The 18957-nt window shown below is 41.1% G+C and carries 20 protein-coding genes and 2 pseudogenes; 8 read left to right on the top strand and 14 right to left on the bottom strand.

Translation table 11 applies throughout. From position 1 onward, the window contains the following. Window positions 1–31 precede the first annotated feature (31 nt). Together ruvA and ruvC are read right to left on the bottom strand one after the other, a co-directional pair. Window positions 32–637, bottom strand: coding sequence for a Holliday junction branch migration protein RuvA (gene ruvA, locus CGICJO_RS07510; protein WP_486498412.1), 606 nt, complete (start codon window positions 635–637; stop codon window positions 32–34). Further along, complete coding sequence (gene ruvC, locus CGICJO_RS07505; RefSeq protein WP_087379921.1) at window positions 634–1146, bottom strand: crossover junction endodeoxyribonuclease RuvC; 513 nt, start codon at window positions 1144–1146, stop codon at window positions 634–636. The genes ruvA and ruvC overlap by 4 nt, the downstream gene beginning before the upstream one ends. A gap of 242 nt (window positions 1147–1388) precedes the next feature. On the opposite strand from ruvC, the gene CGICJO_RS07500 reads away from it, so the two are divergent. Beyond that, complete coding sequence (locus CGICJO_RS07500) at window positions 1389–1652, top strand: hypothetical protein (RefSeq protein ID WP_486498411.1); 264 nt, start codon at window positions 1389–1391, stop codon at window positions 1650–1652. 148 nt (window positions 1653–1800) lie between these two features. Here CGICJO_RS07500 and CGICJO_RS07495 read toward each other — a convergent pair whose 3' ends face one another. From CGICJO_RS07495 to CGICJO_RS07475, 5 genes are read right to left on the bottom strand one after another with little or no spacing between them, the layout of a single operon-like run. After that, a complete protein-coding gene (locus tag CGICJO_RS07495; RefSeq protein ID WP_486498410.1) occupies window positions 1801–2196 on the bottom strand; it encodes a hypothetical protein in 396 nt (131 codons plus the stop codon). 59 nt (window positions 2197–2255) lie between these two features. Next, window positions 2256–2861 carry a YbaN family protein gene (locus tag CGICJO_RS07490; protein ID WP_486498409.1) on the bottom strand — a complete coding sequence of 202 codons (606 nt, stop codon included), beginning with the start codon at window positions 2859–2861 and terminating at the stop codon, window positions 2256–2258. Beyond that, window positions 2848–3198: a nitrous oxide-stimulated promoter family protein gene (locus tag CGICJO_RS07485; protein ID WP_486498408.1), complete on the bottom strand. Its 351-nt coding sequence runs from the start codon at window positions 3196–3198 to the stop codon at window positions 2848–2850. Before CGICJO_RS07485 ends, CGICJO_RS07490 begins: the two co-directional genes overlap by 14 nt. Then, the gene (locus CGICJO_RS07480; RefSeq protein WP_486498407.1) at window positions 3198–4856 is read right to left on the bottom strand and encodes an amino acid ABC transporter ATP-binding/permease protein; all 1659 of its coding nucleotides are present in this window, start codon (window positions 4854–4856) and stop codon (window positions 3198–3200) included. The genes CGICJO_RS07485 and CGICJO_RS07480 overlap by 1 nt, the downstream gene beginning before the upstream one ends. After that, window positions 4853–6583, bottom strand: coding sequence for an ABC transporter ATP-binding protein/permease (locus CGICJO_RS07475; RefSeq protein WP_486500012.1), 1731 nt, complete (start codon window positions 6581–6583; stop codon window positions 4853–4855). Before CGICJO_RS07475 ends, CGICJO_RS07480 begins: the two co-directional genes overlap by 4 nt. 254 nt (window positions 6584–6837) lie before the next feature. On the opposite strand from CGICJO_RS07475, the gene CGICJO_RS07470 reads away from it, so the two are divergent. The 6 genes and pseudogenes from CGICJO_RS07470 to CGICJO_RS07445 all read left to right on the top strand — a co-directional run bounded on the left by CGICJO_RS07470 (window position 6838) and on the right by CGICJO_RS07445 (window position 11843). Then, a complete protein-coding gene (locus CGICJO_RS07470) occupies window positions 6838–7629 on the top strand; it encodes an MBL fold metallo-hydrolase (protein WP_486498406.1) in 792 nt (263 codons plus the stop codon). 79 nt (window positions 7630–7708) lie between these two features. Beyond that, window positions 7709–8152, top strand: a complete 444-nt coding sequence (locus CGICJO_RS07465; protein ID WP_486498405.1) for a MarR family winged helix-turn-helix transcriptional regulator — start codon at window positions 7709–7711, stop codon at window positions 8150–8152. A gap of 95 nt (window positions 8153–8247) precedes the next feature. Continuing rightward, window positions 8248–9053, top strand: a pseudogene (locus tag CGICJO_RS07460) (ABC transporter permease); the annotation flags it as partial. A 42-nt stretch (window positions 9054–9095) separates the two neighbouring features. Then, window positions 9096–9788, top strand: a complete 693-nt coding sequence (locus tag CGICJO_RS07455) for an ABC transporter ATP-binding protein (protein WP_486500011.1) — start codon at window positions 9096–9098, stop codon at window positions 9786–9788. A gap of 76 nt (window positions 9789–9864) precedes the next feature. Next, the gene (locus CGICJO_RS07450; RefSeq protein ID WP_486498404.1) at window positions 9865–9987 is read left to right on the top strand and encodes a hypothetical protein; all 123 of its coding nucleotides are present in this window, start codon (window positions 9865–9867) and stop codon (window positions 9985–9987) included. After that, window positions 9984–11843, top strand: coding sequence for an ABC transporter ATP-binding protein (locus CGICJO_RS07445; RefSeq protein WP_486498403.1), 1860 nt, complete (start codon window positions 9984–9986; stop codon window positions 11841–11843). Before CGICJO_RS07450 ends, CGICJO_RS07445 begins: the two co-directional genes overlap by 4 nt. Before the next feature lie 419 nt (window positions 11844–12262). On the opposite strand, the gene CGICJO_RS07440 is transcribed toward CGICJO_RS07445, so the two are convergent. The 3 genes and pseudogenes from CGICJO_RS07440 to CGICJO_RS07430 all read right to left on the bottom strand — a co-directional run. Continuing rightward, window positions 12263–12583: a hypothetical protein gene (locus CGICJO_RS07440; protein WP_486498402.1), complete on the bottom strand. Its 321-nt coding sequence runs from the start codon at window positions 12581–12583 to the stop codon at window positions 12263–12265. A gap of 169 nt (window positions 12584–12752) precedes the next feature. Next, window positions 12753–13394 (bottom strand): recombinase family protein, encoded by a 642-nt coding sequence (locus tag CGICJO_RS07435; protein ID WP_486500010.1) that lies wholly within the window; start codon window positions 13392–13394, stop codon window positions 12753–12755. Window positions 13395–13424: 30 nt separating this feature from the next. Beyond that, window positions 13425–13892, bottom strand: a pseudogene (locus CGICJO_RS07430) (recombinase family protein); the annotation flags it as partial. A gap of 298 nt (window positions 13893–14190) precedes the next feature. Between CGICJO_RS07430 and CGICJO_RS07425 the strand changes: the two are divergent. Further along, window positions 14191–15372, top strand: a complete 1182-nt coding sequence (locus CGICJO_RS07425) for an IS110 family RNA-guided transposase (RefSeq protein ID WP_087376648.1) — start codon at window positions 14191–14193, stop codon at window positions 15370–15372. A gap of 130 nt (window positions 15373–15502) precedes the next feature. Here the strand turns inward: CGICJO_RS07425 and CGICJO_RS07420 are convergent, their stop codons facing one another. The 4 genes from CGICJO_RS07420 to CGICJO_RS07405 are packed head-to-tail and all read right to left on the bottom strand — an operon-like array spanning window position 15503 to window position 18847. After that, window positions 15503–16153, bottom strand: a complete 651-nt coding sequence (locus tag CGICJO_RS07420; protein ID WP_486498401.1) for a hypothetical protein — start codon at window positions 16151–16153, stop codon at window positions 15503–15505. A gap of 45 nt (window positions 16154–16198) precedes the next feature. Beyond that, entirely contained in the window at window positions 16199–16345 is a 147-nt protein-coding gene (locus CGICJO_RS07415) for a hypothetical protein (RefSeq protein WP_486498400.1), read from the bottom strand. Window positions 16346–16347: 2 nt separating this feature from the next. Beyond that, window positions 16348–17463: a recombinase family protein gene (locus tag CGICJO_RS07410; RefSeq protein WP_486498399.1), complete on the bottom strand. Its 1116-nt coding sequence runs from the start codon at window positions 17461–17463 to the stop codon at window positions 16348–16350. After that, a complete protein-coding gene (locus tag CGICJO_RS07405) occupies window positions 17435–18847 on the bottom strand; it encodes an ATP-dependent DNA helicase (protein WP_486498398.1) in 1413 nt (470 codons plus the stop codon). The genes CGICJO_RS07410 and CGICJO_RS07405 overlap by 29 nt, the downstream gene beginning before the upstream one ends. Window positions 18848–18957 lie beyond the last annotated feature (110 nt).

Raw genomic sequence — 18957 nt, 5'->3', positions numbered from 1 at the left:
ATTTGAAAAGTCCATATATAACTACCAAACCTTATTTTTGTTTTCCAAGTTCCTTCAAAGTTTCCCCGATAAGCTGTTCAACTGTTTTAGAACCGTCCAGACGGGAAAGTATAGGCATAACCTCCGCTGAGGAATATCCAAGCACCGCCAAAGCCGCAACAGCGTTTGTGATATTTCCCCCTGCAAACACCGGAGATGAGCTTTCCGAAACGGAAAAACCCTCCTGTGAAGCGGCAACGCCTTTCAGTTTATCTTTAAGCTCAAGGATAACCCTCTGAGCAAGCTTGTTGCCCACGCCCTGAGCCCTTGTAATCGTTTTGCTGTCGCCGGAAGCCACCGCAACCGCAACCTGTTCCGGAGTAAGCTCCGAAAGTATGGCAAGACCGGCTTTAGGGCCAACGCCGCTGACGCTTATAAGCATCTTAAATGTGGAAAGCTCCGAGGTTGAAGAAAAACCGAAAAGCTCCACGGAGTCATCCCTTACATTCATATAGGTATAAAGCATAGCCTCGCTGTTGAGTTTTATTTTTTTCAAGGTGTTGATTGTGGTTTGACATTTGTAACCCACACCGCCGCACTCAATAACTGCGCAGCCTGCTTCCATGTGTATAACTGTTCCTCTTACGGAATAAATCAAAATCTGTTCCTCCGATTTATCATCAATTTTTTAATGTCTGTTCCTGCCGCCTGGGTATGGGCAATGGCTATTGCCAAAGCGTCCGCCGTGTCGTCGGGTTTAGGAACGGATTTCAAATTCAAAAGCCGCCTTGTCATCTCCATTACCTGGTATTTCTGAGCCTTTCCGTAGCCTGTAACAGCGGTTTTAACCTGCAAAGGTGTGTACTCAAAAACCGGCACATGAAATTTTCTTGCAGAGAGAAGAATAACTCCTCGCGCCTCGGCAACCATAATAGCGGTTTTCTGATTGGTCTGAAAATAAAGCTTTTCAACGGACATAACATCGGGACGGCATTTTTGAAGAATATCACACATTGAATCGTAAATTTTTTCCAGTCTGAGAGAAAATTCCTGTTCCGCCTCGGTGGTAATTGCGCCGAAGCCCAAAGGAGAATATCTCATACCGTCATATTTAATTGCGCCGTATCCAACAATAGCATAGCCGGGATCAATCCCCAAAACAACCAAAAAATTCACCGCACTTCCAAAAGCATATTATTTCGCATGATAAGTTATTATATCACAATCAAATTGTCATATCAATAAAAATCAAGCCATTAACTTAGTGTTTCAGTGTTTTTCACAAAAAAATCAGGTTAATTAAAGTAAAATGTTCCGGAATATATTTTCTGTAATATTGTAAAAACACCCCACCATAATAATTTTGTCCCTTATTTTAAGGAACAAAACAATATAAGGAAAGTGATTAGATGAAAAATAACCGTAATAACAAAAACAAAGTAAACAAGCAGGCAAAAAACAAAAAATCCCAAAACACCATTTTCATCAGCGGCTGCAAAACTCAGGGTTTAGACCTTGACCGCCTTGTAAAGGAAAGGCTCAGCACTCCTCCCCAATATTCCACCTTAGGCTGGACATTCATGGGCAAAAAGGACGAGAAAACAAACACAGTGATAGCCGATAACGAAAGCGTAGAACAGCTTAGAAGCTTCAGCATGGAAAACAGACTCTAATTTCATAAAAAGAACCGGAATTTAAAGCGTTCGCCTTAAACTCCGGTTCTGATTTTTATTTTATAGAATAACAGTAAATGATAAAAATTTGTCCGTTTATGGAGATAATGTTAAATAATAGATTAAACACTTAAAACATTATTTTTTATCAAGAGGAGCTTTCTGTTGTCATTAGTTTTTCCAGCGTAATCACTCCGCCCTCATAGGAAAGCTCCATAGTGTCGCCCAAAAGGGTGTATTCAAAAACTACCACTTCTCCGCTTTCCCTGTCGATTATGGCAAAGGAGGAATTTGTCACTATGCAGTCGCCGTAAATCTTTGTTGCCGTTCCCTTTTCTGCCGGAAAAACCTGAAACTCCCCGTAATTATCTGAAAAACTCAGAGTAAAGCTTGAGCCGTTGGGATTTTCTCCCTGCCAGCTGTAGCAGGTAAGCTCAGTACCTTTGTCTCTGATAGTTTCACTGCATCCGCAGAAAACAAAACAAACAAATAAAACAGATACAGCCATAAAAAAAGCTTTAAAAGACTTATCCTTTACATTCAAAATTCAACACCCCTTTGCACTTAACTAATCTTATGCAAAGGGGTGTGTTTATATGTATGTCAGGCAGTTTCCTTTAAAAGTTTAGCTTTATAACCCATATCTGCTGCAATGCTTTCAAGCCTTTGAGTTTCCTCGGGATTTTTCAAAAATACCTTTACGGTTTTTGTGGGATAGTCGGCTTTAGCCACCATTCCCTCGTTTTTATTATAGGCACATTCCAGCCTTAAAGCACAGTTTTCGCACTTCATGCCCTCAACCTTTAAAATTCTCATGCAAAGGCTGTCTTTTCCGTCAGCTTTCAAGGTCTTTATTCCGAAAATAAAATAGAAAATATGGAACACCCAAACGCAGGCGAGAATTATTCTTCCCACAGGCACACGGCTCATCATAATAAAGCCAACAGACATGGTGATTGTGACAATAGTCATAATTCTAATCTTTGTTTTCCGGGTCATGCCCTTACCTCTTACAAAGCTTTCAAGGTTGTTTTTATAAAGCTTTGTGGAGGTAAACCAGTTGTGAAGTCTGTCAGAGCTTTTGGCAAAGCACACCGCCGCCAAAAGCAAAAATGGAAAAGCAGGAAGTAACGGCAAGACTGCGCCCACTGCGCCAAGACCTACACCTATACATCCCAAAACAACATACAACGCCTTACGTATTTTCATTTTGTGCCTCCAATCGTTTTTTCTCTTTTTTACTCTCTATAACATGGCTTACCGCAATAAACGGATGATGAAAAATCATTCTCGGACCCGAAAAAGCCATAACCTCTTTTATTCTTTTTCTCATTTCAGCCTTGTAACAATGGACCTTGCAGTTGGAGCAAAAGGTTTTTGTTTCCATAAATGGGCATTTGTCACTTCTCAGCATGGAATAATCCAAAAGCTCCTTACACTGAGGACAAAGACCCTTTTTAGTTTTATGCTTTTTTCTGCAATAAAGGGAAATCATAAGGGAAACCATTTCCTTTTCCCTCTTCCTTTTTTCCTCAAGGGATTTCATCAGCTCATCCTCCCGTGCTCAACGGAATACACCCTATCGGCAATTCTCATTGTTGAGGCCCTGTGAGATACCAGCACAACTGTTTTCCCCCTGCTTTCATCCTTTAAGGATTTTAAAATAACCGCCTCGTTTAAGCTGTCCAAATTGCTTGTAGGTTCATCCAAAAGCATAAACGGCGCATTGTGAAGAAAGGCTCTGGCAAGACCAAGTCTTTGTCTTTCTCCGCCGGACAATGTGTCACCAAGCTCACCCACCGGAGTTTTATAACCCTGCGGCAAGCTCATTATAAAGTCGTGAACGGAAGCTTTTTTGCAGGCGTTTTCAATTTCCTCCATAGTTGCGTCCGCCTTTGCAATTCTCAGATTGTTTTCAATGCTGTCGTGGAACAGGTGTGTTTCCTGAGAAACAAGGCTCTCCATATTTCTGAGATTGTCGGTATTGACATTGTTGATATTTCTGTCAGAGATAGAAACCTCTCCCCTGTCCGTTTCCCAAAACCTCATAAACAGTTTTAAAAGGGTTGACTTTCCGCTTCCGCTTCTTCCGGAAATTCCAACAACAGAGCCTTTTTTAATATCAACAGAAACATCGGAAAGTATTGTTTCGTCGCCGTAGGAAAAGAAAATATTTTCACCCTTAGCCCCGTGAAACTCCACTTCCTTATTGCCGGAAATCTCCTCAACAATCGGTGTTTCCTGCAAAATATCAAGAACCCTGTTTCCTGCCGCAAAGGTGTTCTGCAAAGTGCTTCCCAAATTTGCCAAAGCCACCACAGGGCCGAAAGAACTCATAATTGCAAGAACAGGAATCAAAACTCCGTCAAATCCCAAAACTCCCTTTGAATTAAGATAAGCGGATAAAATAAGCATACCGATATCAAAAACAAGGATTGCAGTATTTGTTACAGCCATATTTATTCCTGTGATTTTTTTCATCTGTTTTTCGTCAGCGGAAAGCTCCTCGGTCTTTTTGTTCATTTCTTCAAGGCGTTTTTCACCGGCTGAAAACTGAATAATCTCTTTAAGACCTCTGAGGCTGTCAAGCACAAAACCGGAAAGCTCTCCTGAACCTGTTCTGAATTTTATTCCCATGTCGCCGCTTAATTTTGAAGCGATAACAGGAATAATAAGCCCAACTGTCACATAAGCCACAAAAGCCAAAACACCAAGAGTCCAGTGATAGCTTCCCATAAAGAAACACATAAAAAGAGAAAATACAATTCCGATAACAGCAGGTGAAATTGTGTGGGCATAGAAAACCTCCAAAAGCTCAATATCGGAGGTTATGACCGAAATTAAATCACCCTTATCTCTGCCCTCAAGCTTTGCAGGACAAAGCTTTCTAAGACTTTTAAAAATCTTATCACGTATTAAAGCCAAAAGCTTAAAGGCTATAAAATGGTTGCACGCCTGTTCGGCGTATCTCAAAACACCTCTCAAAAGGGCAAAAACTCCAAGACTTATAAAGGCAAACAAAGATGAAAAGGGAACAGAAAATCCCAAAACATCCAGCAATGCGTAACCGCCGAAAATCGTTATAAAGGAAGCGCAGAGATGTCCGATAATTCCCATAAGAATTGCCAGAATCATATATCCGGTCAAAGGTTTTACAAGACCGATAAGGCTTGCCATAACTTTTATATTGCTTCTCTTTTTCACGCTGCGTCACCTCCCAAATTTTCCAAATCACGCTGAGATTTCCACAATTTTGCATAGTGTCCCTTTTTCTTTAAAAGCTCCTGATGATTTCCCATTTCAGAAACTTTGCCGTCCTCCAGCACATATATGTTGTCGGCGTCTTCAACATTTGCAAGTCTGTGGGAAATAAGTATAACAGTCTTTGTTTTTGCAAGACAGTAAATCTGCTCCATTATGTCGTTTTCACTTTCCACGTCGATATTGGAAGTTGCCTCATCAAAAATATAAACAGGCGTATTGTGAAGCAAAGCACGTGCCAAAGCCAAACGCTGGCACTGACCGCCGGAAAGGTTTGAAGCCTTTTCCGCAAGCTTTGTATCAAGGCCATTTTCGCTTTTCAAAAAGCTTTCAAGGTTTGTTTTCCTCAAAACTTCCCACATAGCCTTGTCGTCACTTTCAGGATTTCCCATAAGCAGATTTTCCCTTACAGTACCTTTATAAAGATAACTGTTGTGACCTATGTATGTTATTGTGTTCATAAGAGATTTTTCCTCAATATTTGAAAGCTCTGTATCTCCGATTTTCACAGAACCGCTGTAGCCCTTGTTTCTTCCCATAAGCAAGGAAGCAATGGTAGACTTTCCGCAGCCGCTTTCACCAACAATAGCGGTAAAGCTTCCCTTTTTAAAGCTCATGTCAACGCCCTTTAAAATCTCTCTGTCCTTTTCATAGGAGAATGAAAGGTTTTTGCATACAATATCGCCGCTGTTTTCAAGCTTCACCTTTTCTGTATTGTCCTCCTCCAAATCAAGAAGCTTAAAAATCTTATCACAAGCCGCCATACCGTTCATGGCGATGTGGAAAAAGCTTCCCAGCAGTCGCATAGGTATAAAGAAATCAGCCGCCAAAAGAATAATAAGCAGACAGCCCCCTAAACCCACATGACCTGCGCTAAACTGAGTAACCGCCATAATAACGCCAAGAGCCGCTCCTCCGTAGGCTATTAAATCCATTATGGTTATGGAGTTAAGCTGCATTGTGAGAACCTTCATGGTTATTTTCCTGAACTTTTCAGCCTCTTCATTCATTTCAAGCTGTTTTCTCTCGTCCGCCTGATACACCTTTAAAGTGGTAAGTCCCTGTAAATTTTCAAGGAAAGTATCACCCAAAGCGGTGTACTGTCCCCAATACTTTGAAAGAAGCTTTTTAGCCCAAGTCTGAACCGCCGCAATGGCAACTGGAATAAGGGGTACGCACACAAGCAAAACAAGAGCCGACGGAAAGTTTACAAAGGATAAAACCACAAACAATGTTATGGGAGCTATCATACTGTAAAAAAACTGCGGCAGATATGCTCCGAAATAGGTTTCCAGCTGTTCAACACCCTCAACGGCAACCTGAACCACCTCAGAGGTTTTCACATCATTGCTGTAAGCTGAGCCTAACCTAAGTAGCTTTGAATATATTTTTTCTCTTAAAGTCTTTTTCACCGCTTTAGAAGAGAGATATCCCATCTTTGAGGACAGATAAGTACAGACAAATCTGATACCTATTGCCAGTAATGCCCCAATTCCGCTAAAAATAATATCACCGCTCTGTGCTGTGCCCATGTAGATTTTACCCAAAAGCTGTGTAATAACAGCCATCATACCGATATTCGCAAGAAGAGAACACCACTGGAAAATAACATTTCCCGCAATGTACTTTTTGCTTTCCTTAACGGTTGAAATAAGCCGTTTGTTTATCATCATTTTTAATACCTCCAATACCAATAAGTAATTAGTAACAACTAACTCAAGCCGAAAATAAAAAGTATTAGTCATAACTAACACATAATCCTATATTAGCGGACACCAAAATTAGTGTCCGCTAACTCCATTCTGTATAATAGCATTTTTAATGTGCCTTTGTCAATAGTTACGAAATTTTTATTTCTCCTGTTGACAGTAAAAAAACATAAATCTATAATCATAAGTAAGAAATATAAAATCGGGTGATAAATATGAAAATAACCGTTTTGACAGAAAACACCGCCAAAAATGAAACCTTTAAATGTGAGCACGGTCTAAGTCTTTATATTGAAACAAATGATAAAAAAATCCTTTTTGATGCAGGACAAAGCGATATTTTTTTGAAAAACAGCAAAACCCTCGGCATAGACCTTGGAACCGTTGACCTTTGTATTCTCTCCCACGGACACTACGACCACGGCGGCGGACTGAAATACTTTTTGGAAATAAACAATACCGCTCCAATCTATATAAATGAACACGCCTTTGAACCTCATTACAACGGAAAAGGAAAGTATATAGGACTTGACCCTGTTTTAAAAGAAAGCAAAAGGCTGGTTATTACAAATGACGTCTGCAAAATCGACGGCAATATGACACTATACACCTGTAACGACAAAGCTTTAACCTACCCCATAGAGCCATACGGTTTGACCTGTATTAAAAATCAGGAAAAATCCCCCGAGGATTTCAGACATGAACAATATCTACTTATAAATGAAAACGGCAGAAAAATACTCATAAGCGGCTGTTCCCATAAAGGAATAGTAAATATCGCAGAGATTTTCAATCCCGATATTCTTGTAGGCGGTTTTCATTTCAAGGATATTGAACCTGATGAACAAAGCAAAGAAATACTAAAAGAAAAAGCCCGGCTTCTTCTGAAAGAGAAAACAACCTACTACACCTGCCACTGCACAGGAACATTGCAGTTTGACTATCTAAAAGAGATAATGGGAAATTGTGTAAAATATATTTCTGCGGGAACAGAAATCAACCTATAAAAAACTATTGACATTGAGAAAATCCCTGTTATAATAATTATTAGGTAACAGGTTACTTATTAAGCAAGGAGTTGAGTACATGGACGAAAAAATGCCGCTGGGTTTGATGTTCGCAATTATCGACAGAGCCTTTAAGAAAAAAGTCGATAAAAAAATTCAGGACATGGAATTAACGCCGGTGCAATTCAGGGTTTTAGGAGAAATAAGCCATTTAGAATCCAAAGGCGTGGAAGAGATAAACCAGCGTGATTTGGAAAAGGTGGAGAAAATCACCCACCCTGCTATGACCGGAATTATTCAAAGACTTGAAAGCAAAGGCTTTATAATCTGCACACCAAGTCCCAGAGATAAACGATACAAAAAAATTTCATGTACTGACAAAACAACCGACATACACAAAATGATAGACATAATGGACGAACAGCTTTTGGCTGAATTATGCCAGGGACTGTCTCAGGAAGAAATTGATACATATGTGAGGATTACAAAGCACATAATCAAGAATATCAATTTTGAAGCATAGGTCAATTAAAAACCAATAGCTAAAACTCAATTTTGGTTATTGGTTTTATTTTGGAAAAATAGGTAACATATTACTAATTGAAAGGAGACTAAAATATGGTAAAGAAACTATTAAAAGGCGTACGTGAATACAAGCGTGCATCTATTTTTACAATGGTATTTGCCGGACTCGAAGTTGTTATGGAGATTGTGGTTCCCTTTCTCATGGCAAGCATTATCGACCAGGGAATTTACGGCGGCAATATGAACACCCTTTTAAAGCTTGGATTATACATGGTTCTCTGTGTAATTATAGGTTTGATTTTTAGCTTTGTTGCCGGAGGACTGTCGGCAGACGCTTCGGCAGGCTTTGCCAAAAACCTCAGAAAAGACCTGTATTTTCATATCCAGGGATTTTCCTTTGCAAACATCGATAAATTTTCCACAGCCGGTCTTGTAACAAGACTGACAACCGACGTTACAAACGTACAAAACGCCTATCAGATGATACTCCGAATAGCCATAAGAGCGCCTTTGATGCTCATCTTCTCCCTCATCATGTCATACACCATAAACCCCACCTTGGCTACAATATTCCTTATTATTGTTCCGGTTCTGGGCGGAGGACTTGCATGGCTTGCACTTAAATCTCACCCAATATTTGAAGAAGTTTTCCATATTTACGACGACCTGAACGGAGTGGTACAGGAAAACCTCAGCGGTATAAGAGTTGTAAAATCCTTTGTCCGTGAGGAACACGAAAAAACAAATTTCAAAAGGTTTCCACAAACCTTTACAAAAAATTCTGCAAAGCTGAACGATACATGGCAATGAACGCACCGCTTATGCAGTTTGTAATCTACCTGTGCATGATACTTATATTCTGGCTTGGCGCAAGACTTATAGTGCTTTCCGGCTCTACAGAGCTCACCACCGGTGAACTTACAAGCCTTATCACCTATGCAATGCAGATACTCACTTCCCTTATGATGCTTTCAATGATACTTGTAATGATAACCATAGCCAGAAGCTCAGGTGAACGTATAGTAGAAGTCCTTGACGAAAATAGCAGTCTTACCAATCCGGAAAATCCGGTCAAGGAAGTAAAAGACGGTTCCATAAAGTTTGAAAATGTAAATTTCAGTTACTTCAACAGCACAGATTCACTGTGCCTTAAAAACATAAACCTCAACATCCCCTCAGGTAAAACAGTGGGCATAATAGGAAGCACCGGTTCCGGTAAATCAAGCCTTGTATCACTTATTCCAAGACTTTACGACGCCACAACAGGCTGTGTAAAGGTGGGCGGAATAGATGTCAAAAACTACAATCTTGACACATTGAGAAACAACGTGGCGATGGTTCTTCAAAAGAACGTGCTTTTCTCAGGAACAATTAAAGAAAACCTCCGCCGGGGCAACGAAAACGCCGATGATGAACCCCTTATTCACGCCTGCAAACAGGCTCAGGCAGATGAATTTATAACCGCATTTCCTGACGGCTATGACACATACATAGAACAGGGCGGCACAAACGTATCCGGTGGACAGAAACAGCGTATCTGTATAGCCAGAGCTTTGCTGAAAAAGCCTAAAATCCTCATTTTGGACGACTCCACCTCCGCTGTGGATACAAAAAACAGACGCACTTATCCGTAAAGCTTTCCGTGAGGAAATCCCCGACACCACAAAAATAATAATCGCCCAGCGTATATCCTCAGTAGAGGACGCAGACATGATAATAGTCATGGACGGCGACCATATAGACGAAATCGGCACTCACAAAACTTTACTTAAAACAAATAAAATTTATCAGGAAGTTTTCCAATCCCAGCAAAAAGGAGGAGAAGATAAATGAAAAATTACGACGGAGCAACCATAAAAAGACTTATGAAATATATTGCCGGACACGCAAAAGGAATTTTCATTCTTTCAATCATCTGCGTGCTTATATCAACTGCGGCAAACGTCAGCGGTTCAATGTTTATTCAGGTGCTTGTTGACGAGTATATAGAGCCGCTGCTTTTGGAGGATAATCCGGTATTCACTGGGCTTATTAAAGTTCTCATTACAATGGGTTCTGTGTATCTCATCGGCGTAATCTGCACCCTTATATACAACCAGCTTATGGTTAATGTTTCTCAGGGATGCTTAAAATCAATCCGTGACGATATGTTCAACCACATGCAGTCACTGCCGATAAAATATTTTGACACAAACACCCACGGCGACATAATGAGCCATTACACCAACAACACAGATACTCTCCGCCAGTTTATATCTCAGGCTCTCCCCCAGCTTTTTTCCTGTACAATAACAGTATTGGCGTCTTTCGCCATAATGCTCTACTACAGTCCCATTCTTTCCCTGCTGGTAGTTGTTATAACGGTCTGTCTCATTATCATAACCAGATTTATTGCAGGAAAAAGTACAATGTACTTTACCCGCCAGCAGACAGCTCTCGGCGATATAAACGGATATATTGAAGAGATGCTGGGCGGACAGAAGGTTGTAAAGGTATTCTGTCACGAACCACAGGCAAAAGCCGGGTTTGTTAAGAAAAACGACCAGCTTTACTATGAAGCCAGAAAGGCGAACAAATACGCCAACATCCTTATGCCAACACTGAGCCAGATAGGAAATATACAATATGTTCTCCTTGCAGTTTTGGGCGGATTTCTCGCAATAAACAATATAGGCGGAATAACCGCAGGTATTGTGGTTGCATTCCTGACCCTTTCAAAATCCTTTTCCATGCCTATTCAGCAGATTTCCCAGCAGTTGAGCATGGTTGCAATGGCCCTTGCAGGTGCTAAACGTATCTTTAAGCTTATAGACGAAGAGCCGGAAACCGACGAAGGCTATGTTACACTTGTAAATGCCACTGAGGAAAACGGCGTAATAAAGGAAACAGATAAGCGCACAGGGGTTTACGCATGGAAGCACCCGCACCACGACGGCACAACCACATATACAAAGCTTACCGGCGACATAAGGCTCAATCATGTGGATTTCGGATATGAAGAGGGAAAGACGGTTCTCCATGACGTATCGGTTTACGCAGAACCAGGTCAAAAAATCGCCTTTGTAGGTTCCACAGGCGCCGGAAAGACCACAATAACCAACCTTATAAACCGTTTCTACGACATAGCAGACGGCAAGATAAGATACGACGGAATAAACATAAACAAAATCAAAAAAGCAGACCTGCGCAGAAGCCTTGGAATAGTTTTGCAGGACACATATCTGTTCACAGGCACGGTAATGGACAATATAAGATACGGACGTCTTGACGCCACCGACGAAGAATGTATAGCAGCCGCAAAGCTTGCCAATGCAGACGACTTTATCAGACGTCTCCCCGACGGTTACCAGACAATGCTTACCGGTGCCGGAGCAGGACTGAGCCAAGGACAGCGACAGCTTTTGGCAATAGCCAGAGCTGCGGTTGCAGACCCGCCTGCAATGATTCTTGACGAAGCAACCTCATCAATCGACACCAGAACAGAAAAGCTGGTACAGAGCGGCATGGATAAGCTTATGAAAGGCAGAACAACCTTTGTAATCGCCCATAGACTCTCCACAATTCAAAATTCAGACGTCATAATGGTTCTCGACCACGGAAGAATTATCGAGCGTGGCGACCACGACAGCCTTATTAAAAAGCATGGAACTTACTACCAGCTCTATACAGGCGCTTTTGAGCTGGACTGATATAAAAAATGCATCGGAAAATATCCGGTGCATTTTTATTTTCTGAAATTCAATTGTTAAAGTATATTCTTAATTAAGATTTCATTTGTAATTTTCCGTTATTGCAAGATAGAAACACATACTATTTCATACAGCTTATAAAACGTAAAAAACCTGAATGTTTTCACATTCAGGTTTTTTGTCTTTGGTGACCGAAATTACTGGCACCCAGTAACCATGCGGTTTCCGGTGTGTTTCAAAAAATTTTTTTGAAAATCTGATACCCTTTTTCGAACCACCGAAGCGTTTTTCTTGATGTTGATTATTATAATAGAATAAAGGAGTTTTTTCAACCCCATGGAATGTTTGCAAACACAAAAATGCCGACCATTATTCAATCAATAATGATGAAGTAATGATCGGCTTTTTTCTGTCGACAATTATTTTGTCGGAATATCACCAACTTTTGAAAATCCTCCTATGAACCGGACTTCTATCTTGTCTTTTGAAAGGATAGTTACTTGTTCTACAATTCTTCTGATAAACGTGTCATCAAATTCTGTTAACTCAACGATATCGATGTCAATTGCCTTTAGAATATCATCAAGTTGCTTTTGACGCTTTGCATCGGTTGTTGCATTTTCTTCGGCTTGTTTTAGCTGCTCTGCCAACCGAGCCTTTTCCTCAGTCATCTCATTGAACTTTTTTTCAAATAGTTCTGTTTGGGAACTTTGGGCTGCCAAAGTTAAAAGATTCGCCATCCCGTGATCAATGTCCTGAATTCTTTGACGGATCACTTCTGGATTATTTTTGGCATCTTCAAATAAAATGATTATTTCTGTGCTTCACGAACTGCTTCTGCTATTTCTTCTTTATTATGAAATACGGACTGAATGCAGTTCAGAATTGCTTGGTGTAAAATGGGTTCCTTTAAACTTGGGAATGTTTGCAATACTTAGTTCCAAATTCAAGACGGTTTACGCATCGCCATACATCTTCCTTCGTTCCGTCCCGTTTGATCCACATGGTTCTGCGATACATAGCACCACATTCCCCACAAACGGTTCTTTCCGATAGTGCGTATTTGCTGGTATATTTTCCTCGACCAGACTTTGTCCTTCGGCAAGAAACCTTTCTTTTGCTACTGCGCCTTGCAATCTCTAACTGGACTTCCTGAAAAATATCTCTTGGGATAATAGCTGGATGATTGTCAGTAATGTAATACTGTTTGACCTCACCTCTGTTTTTCTTCACCTTCTTTTCGAGGAAATCTGCAGTATAGGTTTTTTGCAGCAGCACATCTCCAGCGTATTTTTCATTTTGCAGCATATTTCGAATGGTAGTTTTTGACCATGTTGGCTTTCCTGTTGGCGATGGGATGTGGTCAGCTTCCAGAGATTTTGCAATTTGTTCCGGGGTATCTCCACTGAGAAATGCGAAAAAAATCCGTGAAACAATGGCAGCTTGTTCAGGATCAATTTCAGGCTCTCCATTTTCTCCCGGTCGATAGCCTAAAAAGTTTTTGTACCTGAAGGCAAAATGGCCTTCCTTATACTGCCTGCGTTTTCCCATGGTAACATTTTGACTAATGGACTCGCTCTCTGCTTGAGCGAAGGCGCTAAACCATGTCAAATAAATTTCGCTGCTGACATCACTTGTATTGAGTCCTTCTTTTTCAAATTCTATGGTTACATTCAAGCTTTTCAGCAGCCGTATGTATTTGATAGAATCCAACGTGTTTCGAGAAAACCGGCTAAGTGATTTAGTGAATATTAAGTCAATTTTATGTCATTGGCAATGCTCGATCATTTTCATAAACTCTGGACGAATGGTATCTTTAGTGCCGCTGATTCCACGATCCGCAAAAATTCCGGCAAATTCCCATTCCGGATTGCTCTGAATAAGATCTGTGTAATAGGCAACCTGATTATCAAAGCTACTCTCTTGTTCTTCCTGCTCTGTACTAACTCGGCAGTAGGCGGCTACTCGTAGCTTTTTCCTTTTGGCCTGTCCTTGAATAAAGGGATTTTCGGGAATTTCCCTAATCACTTTAGTCTTTTTCTGTGTCATTATGGTTTCTCCTTGTATAATAAATTTAGGTTGATAAGGGAGCCTATCTCCCAAAATCAACTGTATAATTATTCAACATAATGTTGTATAATTGTAGTTATTAGATAGAGGATGTCGTATTCTCCTTGGGGAGCCAAAAGCTACTCCGTACTGGAAAGACTGACACCTCTTTCTGATAAACAGATTACGAATAAGTTGGATGTTGACGGCTGATTGCCGTACTTCGAATATAGAACAAGGCAGTAACGTTTATCAGATAAGAGGAACTATCTAAAATCTGTTTATTTAGGTGAATGTTATGCTTTATCTCGGAATTGATATCGGCAAAAATACTCATGTTGCTTCTCTTATTGATGAAACGGCAAAACCATTATTCAAAGCATTCTCGTTTTCAAACACAACCGAAGGCGCAAACAGCCTGATTGAAAAATTATCAGTACATATCAATAATCAATCAGAAGTTGAAATAGGAATGGAGGCTACCGGTCATTATTGGCTTTCGATTTACTCATTTCTTGTTGAAAATGGATTTGTTGTTCATGTCGTTAATCCTATTCAAACTGACGGCTGGCGAAAAGGGACTGAAATCAGAAAGCGTAAAACAGATTTCATCGATTCTGTTCTCATTGCTGATTTGATACGCTACGGTGATTTTGTTGAAACCTCACTGTCAGATGAAGACACAATGTCACTGCGTAATCTGTCACGCTTTCGCACTTATCTTGTTTCGTCCATTTCAGACTTGAAGCGCAAGGTAATCTGTGTTCTTGACCAGGTGTTCCCAGAATATCACACTGCTTTTTCAGATGTTTTCGGCGAAACCTCTAAAGAACTTCTTTCGCACTTTCAGACTGCGGATGATTTTGAAAACATCTCTTCTGAACAGCTTGAAAACGTGCTCAAAAAGGTCTCTTTTAAGGGTTTTGCCAAAAACAAAATCACTCAGATTTCAGAGCTCGCAGCAAGTTCTTTCGGACTGAAGTTCTGTCAGGATAGCTTCTCTTTACAGCTTCGGCTTTTAATTGAGCAGATTAAATTTATTGACGCTCAGGTATGTGATGTGGAAGCAGAAATCAAAGTTATCCTTGATAAAATTAATTCTCCTATTATGACTGTACCGGGTGTAGGCAATATTAACGCCGCTGTTATTTTAGGAGAGATCGGTGATATCTCTCGCTTTTCAAACGCTTCCAAGCTTGCTGCTTATGCAGGTATAGACGCTTCTGTCAGCCAATCCGGTGAATACCAATCCACCAATAACAAAATGAGTAAGCGTGGCTCTCCCTATTTGCGCAAAGCTCTGTTTCAGGCTGCCTTGATTGCAGCCTTTCATGATCCGGTTTTCTCGGCTTTTTATCAAAAAAAGCGATCCGAGGGCAAGCATCATCTTACTGCTGTTGGTGCTGTTGCCAGAAAGCTTTGTAACACCATTTTTGCTGTTTTGAAATACAATACCGCTTACGTCCCTCAATTTAAATAATCTTTTTATACCCACTTATCCATCGACTTGGACTTTTTGTTCAGGTCTTTTTGTCTTGCATATTTTTTCATCCCTTATTCGTTATTTTTTTATTTTTCCTATTGACTTTTTATAGTTGGTCTTTCATTACTTAAATAATTGCCCCATTTTTGAGTTGTATTGTAACAGCACCTGCTGGTGTTATCAAAATTTTACAAATAAATTTCCGTAGTATTTGAGATTGAAAGTGTTCCATCGGCTGCAGTTTTTTCAGTTCTGCTATCAAACATTCCGTTTCTTCTGAATCACCATTGGCATAACAGGCTTTGTATTTTTCCTGTGCGCATTGTTTGATGATTTCCAATAATCTTTTTGAATTGGACTTGGGATTACCAAGTTCTCGATAAATCTCGTTTTCTAACCTAACGGCTTGAACTGACAGGCAATTGGCATTCTTTTTAAAATTCATAACTTTCTGTGGATCTTCAATTGCCCTATTGATTGCGGATAAAACACTTGACATCAGCTCTCTGTCGGGCAAATACCTTGTTTCCGTATTGCAGGAAGGGCATTTCCAGATGATATATACATTATTCCGATGATTGATTCGGACAAGCTTCTGTCCGCAGGTCTGGCAGCAGATGAGATCTCGTATTCCTCGCAAGGCTGGATTCAGACTTCCACCATAAATTTGAGCTCTGTCTTTTCTTAGTTTTTGAACCAGTAGAAATAAATCATAGGGTAATATTGCAGGAAATTCTTCTGAAATATATTTTTTGCAGTCTAATATTCTGGCGATCATCGCCTTATTCCAAACCGCATTTTCTCGGTACTTTAAACCAGATTGCTACATTTGTTTGGCAAGCGTCTGCAGCGATGCGCCGTTTCGATAATTTTCAAAAATTGACTGCACAGCAGAAGATTCCAGTATGTCCGGTATAATATTTCCTTCATTCATCTGATATCCAAAAGGCAAGTATCTTTTTTTCTTCATGATTAACCTCCGCTTATCCTTTCTTCTTCCAACTCCAATCCATTGACAAGCTGAAATCTCAATGTTTCATGTGTCACCGTAATACGGCTCACTATATTTCGGAACACTGATGCGCTAAAAGCCGGCATCGGGAAGTCTAATATCGTTAAAATCAGGCGGGTGTTATCAATAAAATCCGCATACTCGTTTAAATTACGATATTGTTTAAGTTCGGCTTTTAAATTGGATATCTTTTGGCCTAATTCATTGGATTGAGCTATAAAAAAAGCAGAATCAATGCACTCTTTTGCCCGCAAGCGGTGTAGAGTGTGATTCTGCTCTAATAATCCAGCAATCTGTCTATTTAATTCCATGGCATCAGGATGGGCCATAAAATCCTTATCTTTTAGTTCTTCAAGCTGGCGGAGATAGCTTCCAAGGATTTCTTGACGATTTTCAGCCAGCTTTTTATATAAAGTAAGGAAACACCGTTGTATTTCAGTTTCATTTAGGCTCTCCATGCTGCACAGATGTTTCCCTTTAAAATGCTTGCGACAGGTCCACAAAACACGTTGGTTTTTCGCAATTCGTCTACAGAAATTTGTCCCGCACTCATCACAGACGATTAAACTTGTAAAAGGATACTGCCCATTATTTTGATGTCCATGTCGCTCTGATTTCCGCTTTAATAATTCTTGTGCTTTTCGGAATACCTCTCTGCTGATAATTGGAGCATGGGTATCTTCGGCGTAATACTGCTTTTTCTGTCCACGATTTATCTTTTTTTGAAAAGGCAGAGTATCTGTTGTGTATCGTTTTTGAAACAGTTCATCTCCTATGTATCGTTCGTTTGTAAGGATATAGAGAATACCTGTATAACTCCAAACGGGTTCTCCATTTAACTTTGGAATTTGTTCTTTTTGCAGTTCTGCAGCGATTTCCTGTATTCCCATTCCGGAGAGGAAGTCGCCGAATATTTTTTGAACAATTTTAGCTTCTTCCTGTTGTACAATGAGTATCCCTTTCTCATCCAGATAGTATCCGTATAGACAGCGCCCATCAGGGAGTAGGAAGTAAAAAGCACCAGAGTGTGGCCATGAGTGGCTTTCACTAAGCGGCAGATCTGCTCTGCCAGACACTTGGCTTCTTTTTCACTGCCCATTTGCGCCTTTGGCATATCATCGGGAATGTAGAGAAGGCAGTTTTCTTGATAATCAAAGGGAGAACCGCAATAAAATCATCCAGCCGCTTGTTTGCGGACAAACCCATGAGCTGGCGGGTTCTGTCAAAACTGCCCCCGGCCATAAGTGTTCCCGATGTGAGAATCGCTGGCGTTTCCTTCGACCAGAGTGCGTGGCGCAGCTGTTCCGGCATTTCCCGGCTGGCGGCGCACAGGCTGGGACTTCCGTCCCTGTCATACTGAATATAAAGAATGTATTTACGGTCGCCGGTAAAAAACAGGTTGAGAGTTTGCTCTGTTGTTCCCAGCCGGTAAAGTATCCACCGTGGGAGGTGAGGCGCAAGCTGTTTTTGGAGCTGCCGAAGAAAGGAGAGACAATCCCGAAGGGCAGCTTCCCGATCCGGTGTTAATACGAATGCGGTACGCTGCGCTTCTTCCAGCAGTTCGCCCCGGCACATGGCTCCCATAAGGGCAGTAAACTTTTCTTTCAGCCGCTGGGCTGCGAGGGCATATTTTTCTTTTGCCAGCAGAGTGCAGAGCTCACTGAAATCCTCTGCTGAAAGGCTTCGCCCATACATTTGCCGAGCTGCGTCCGGCAGTTTGTGAGCTTCATCGATTACCAAAGCCCGATAGTCATTCAGAAGAGGACGAAGTTCCTGCAAACGGTGTGCGGCGTCTGCCAGCAAGTAATTGTGATTGCAGATCTGGACGAAAATCTCCGCACTTCTGGCTTCCTTCAGGTATTGATGATACCGGCAGGCGCTTCGCAAAGGACAAGTTTTCTCGCAAACTTTTGGGACGCATACCTGCCGCCGGTCAAATCCACTGAGGCCGGTTACGGAGTCCAAATCATAATAAGTACGAAGAGAAAGCAATGCTTTGAGCTGTTCCGTATTCTTATTCTTATCTTTGACCGCTTCCAACCTTTGAGAAAGCCGGACGTCGCAGACAAAACGCTCTTTTCCTTTTCGCACGATGGCTCGGATGGGTTTGGAGATAACACGATTCTCCAGAAAAATCCGGGATAAAAAGGGAATGTATTCTCCGATGATAGCGTCCTGTAAAGCAACGCTGGAGGTAGAAATCACCACCGGCTGAGAACCTGCAGGTCCGTGCGGGGCGAACTTTTTCAGTAAAATGCAGGCGGTCAGGTAAGCATAGGTTTTACCGATCCCAACGCCTGCGTCGCACAGAGCGATATTGTTTTTGAGCAGGGTATCCAGCATGGCGTGACAGAGGGTGATTTGTTCTTCCCGAACCGCCAAACCATTTTGAGGCAAAAGAATTCTGAAAATCTTTTCAATCTCTCCGTGGGCCTGCTCTTTCAAAGTAGGCTTATTCATTTCGGCACATTCTTCTTTGAGCAGTTTGCTCGTATGTGTTGGCGGCAAACTAATGCGGCGCAGCTTTTAAACTGCGCCGCACGGATTCGCCGTCAACGGCAATCTGAAAA

The sequence above is a fragment of the Candidatus Limousia pullorum genome, from assembly GCF_057405065.1.
The sequence above is the reverse complement of the archived record's forward strand: the minus strand, read 5'-3'. Positions and strand labels throughout refer to the sequence as shown.

Bases quoted from the DNA above. Each gene is read 5' to 3' on its own strand.
- CGICJO_RS07475 (WP_486500012.1), bottom strand. From the start codon at position 6,583: ATGATAAACAAACGGCTTATTTCAACCGTTAAGGAAAGCAAAAAGTAC.
- CGICJO_RS07450 (WP_486498404.1), top strand. From the start codon at position 9,865: ATGATAATAGTCATGGACGGCGACCATATAGACGAAATCGGCACTCAC.
- CGICJO_RS07405 (WP_486498398.1), bottom strand. From the start codon at position 18,847: ATGAATAAGCCTACTTTGAAAGAGCAGGCCCACGGAGAGATTGAAAAG.
- CGICJO_RS07415 (WP_486498400.1), bottom strand. From the start codon at position 16,345: ATGAAGAAAAAAAGATACTTGCCTTTTGGATATCAGATGAATGAAGGA.
- CGICJO_RS07465 (WP_486498405.1), top strand. From the start codon at position 7,709: ATGGACGAAAAAATGCCGCTGGGTTTGATGTTCGCAATTATCGACAGA.
- CGICJO_RS07490 (WP_486498409.1), bottom strand. From the start codon at position 2,861: ATGAAAATACGTAAGGCGTTGTATGTTGTTTTGGGATGTATAGGTGTA.
- CGICJO_RS07445 (WP_486498403.1), top strand. From the start codon at position 9,984: ATGAAAAATTACGACGGAGCAACCATAAAAAGACTTATGAAATATATT.
- CGICJO_RS07455 (WP_486500011.1), top strand. From the start codon at position 9,096: ATGCAGATACTCACTTCCCTTATGATGCTTTCAATGATACTTGTAATG.
- CGICJO_RS07470 (WP_486498406.1), top strand. From the start codon at position 6,838: ATGAAAATAACCGTTTTGACAGAAAACACCGCCAAAAATGAAACCTTT.
- CGICJO_RS07420 (WP_486498401.1), bottom strand. From the start codon at position 16,153: ATGATCGCCAGAATATTAGACTGCAAAAAATATATTTCAGAAGAATTT.
- CGICJO_RS07440 (WP_486498402.1), bottom strand. From the start codon at position 12,583: ATGGCGAATCTTTTAACTTTGGCAGCCCAAAGTTCCCAAACAGAACTA.
- CGICJO_RS07500 (WP_486498411.1), top strand. From the start codon at position 1,389: ATGAAAAATAACCGTAATAACAAAAACAAAGTAAACAAGCAGGCAAAA.
- CGICJO_RS07435 (WP_486500010.1), bottom strand. From the start codon at position 13,394: ATGGGAAAACGCAGGCAGTATAAGGAAGGCCATTTTGCCTTCAGGTAC.
- CGICJO_RS07425 (WP_087376648.1), top strand. From the start codon at position 14,191: ATGCTTTATCTCGGAATTGATATCGGCAAAAATACTCATGTTGCTTCT.
- CGICJO_RS07485 (WP_486498408.1), bottom strand. From the start codon at position 3,198: ATGAAATCCCTTGAGGAAAAAAGGAAGAGGGAAAAGGAAATGGTTTCC.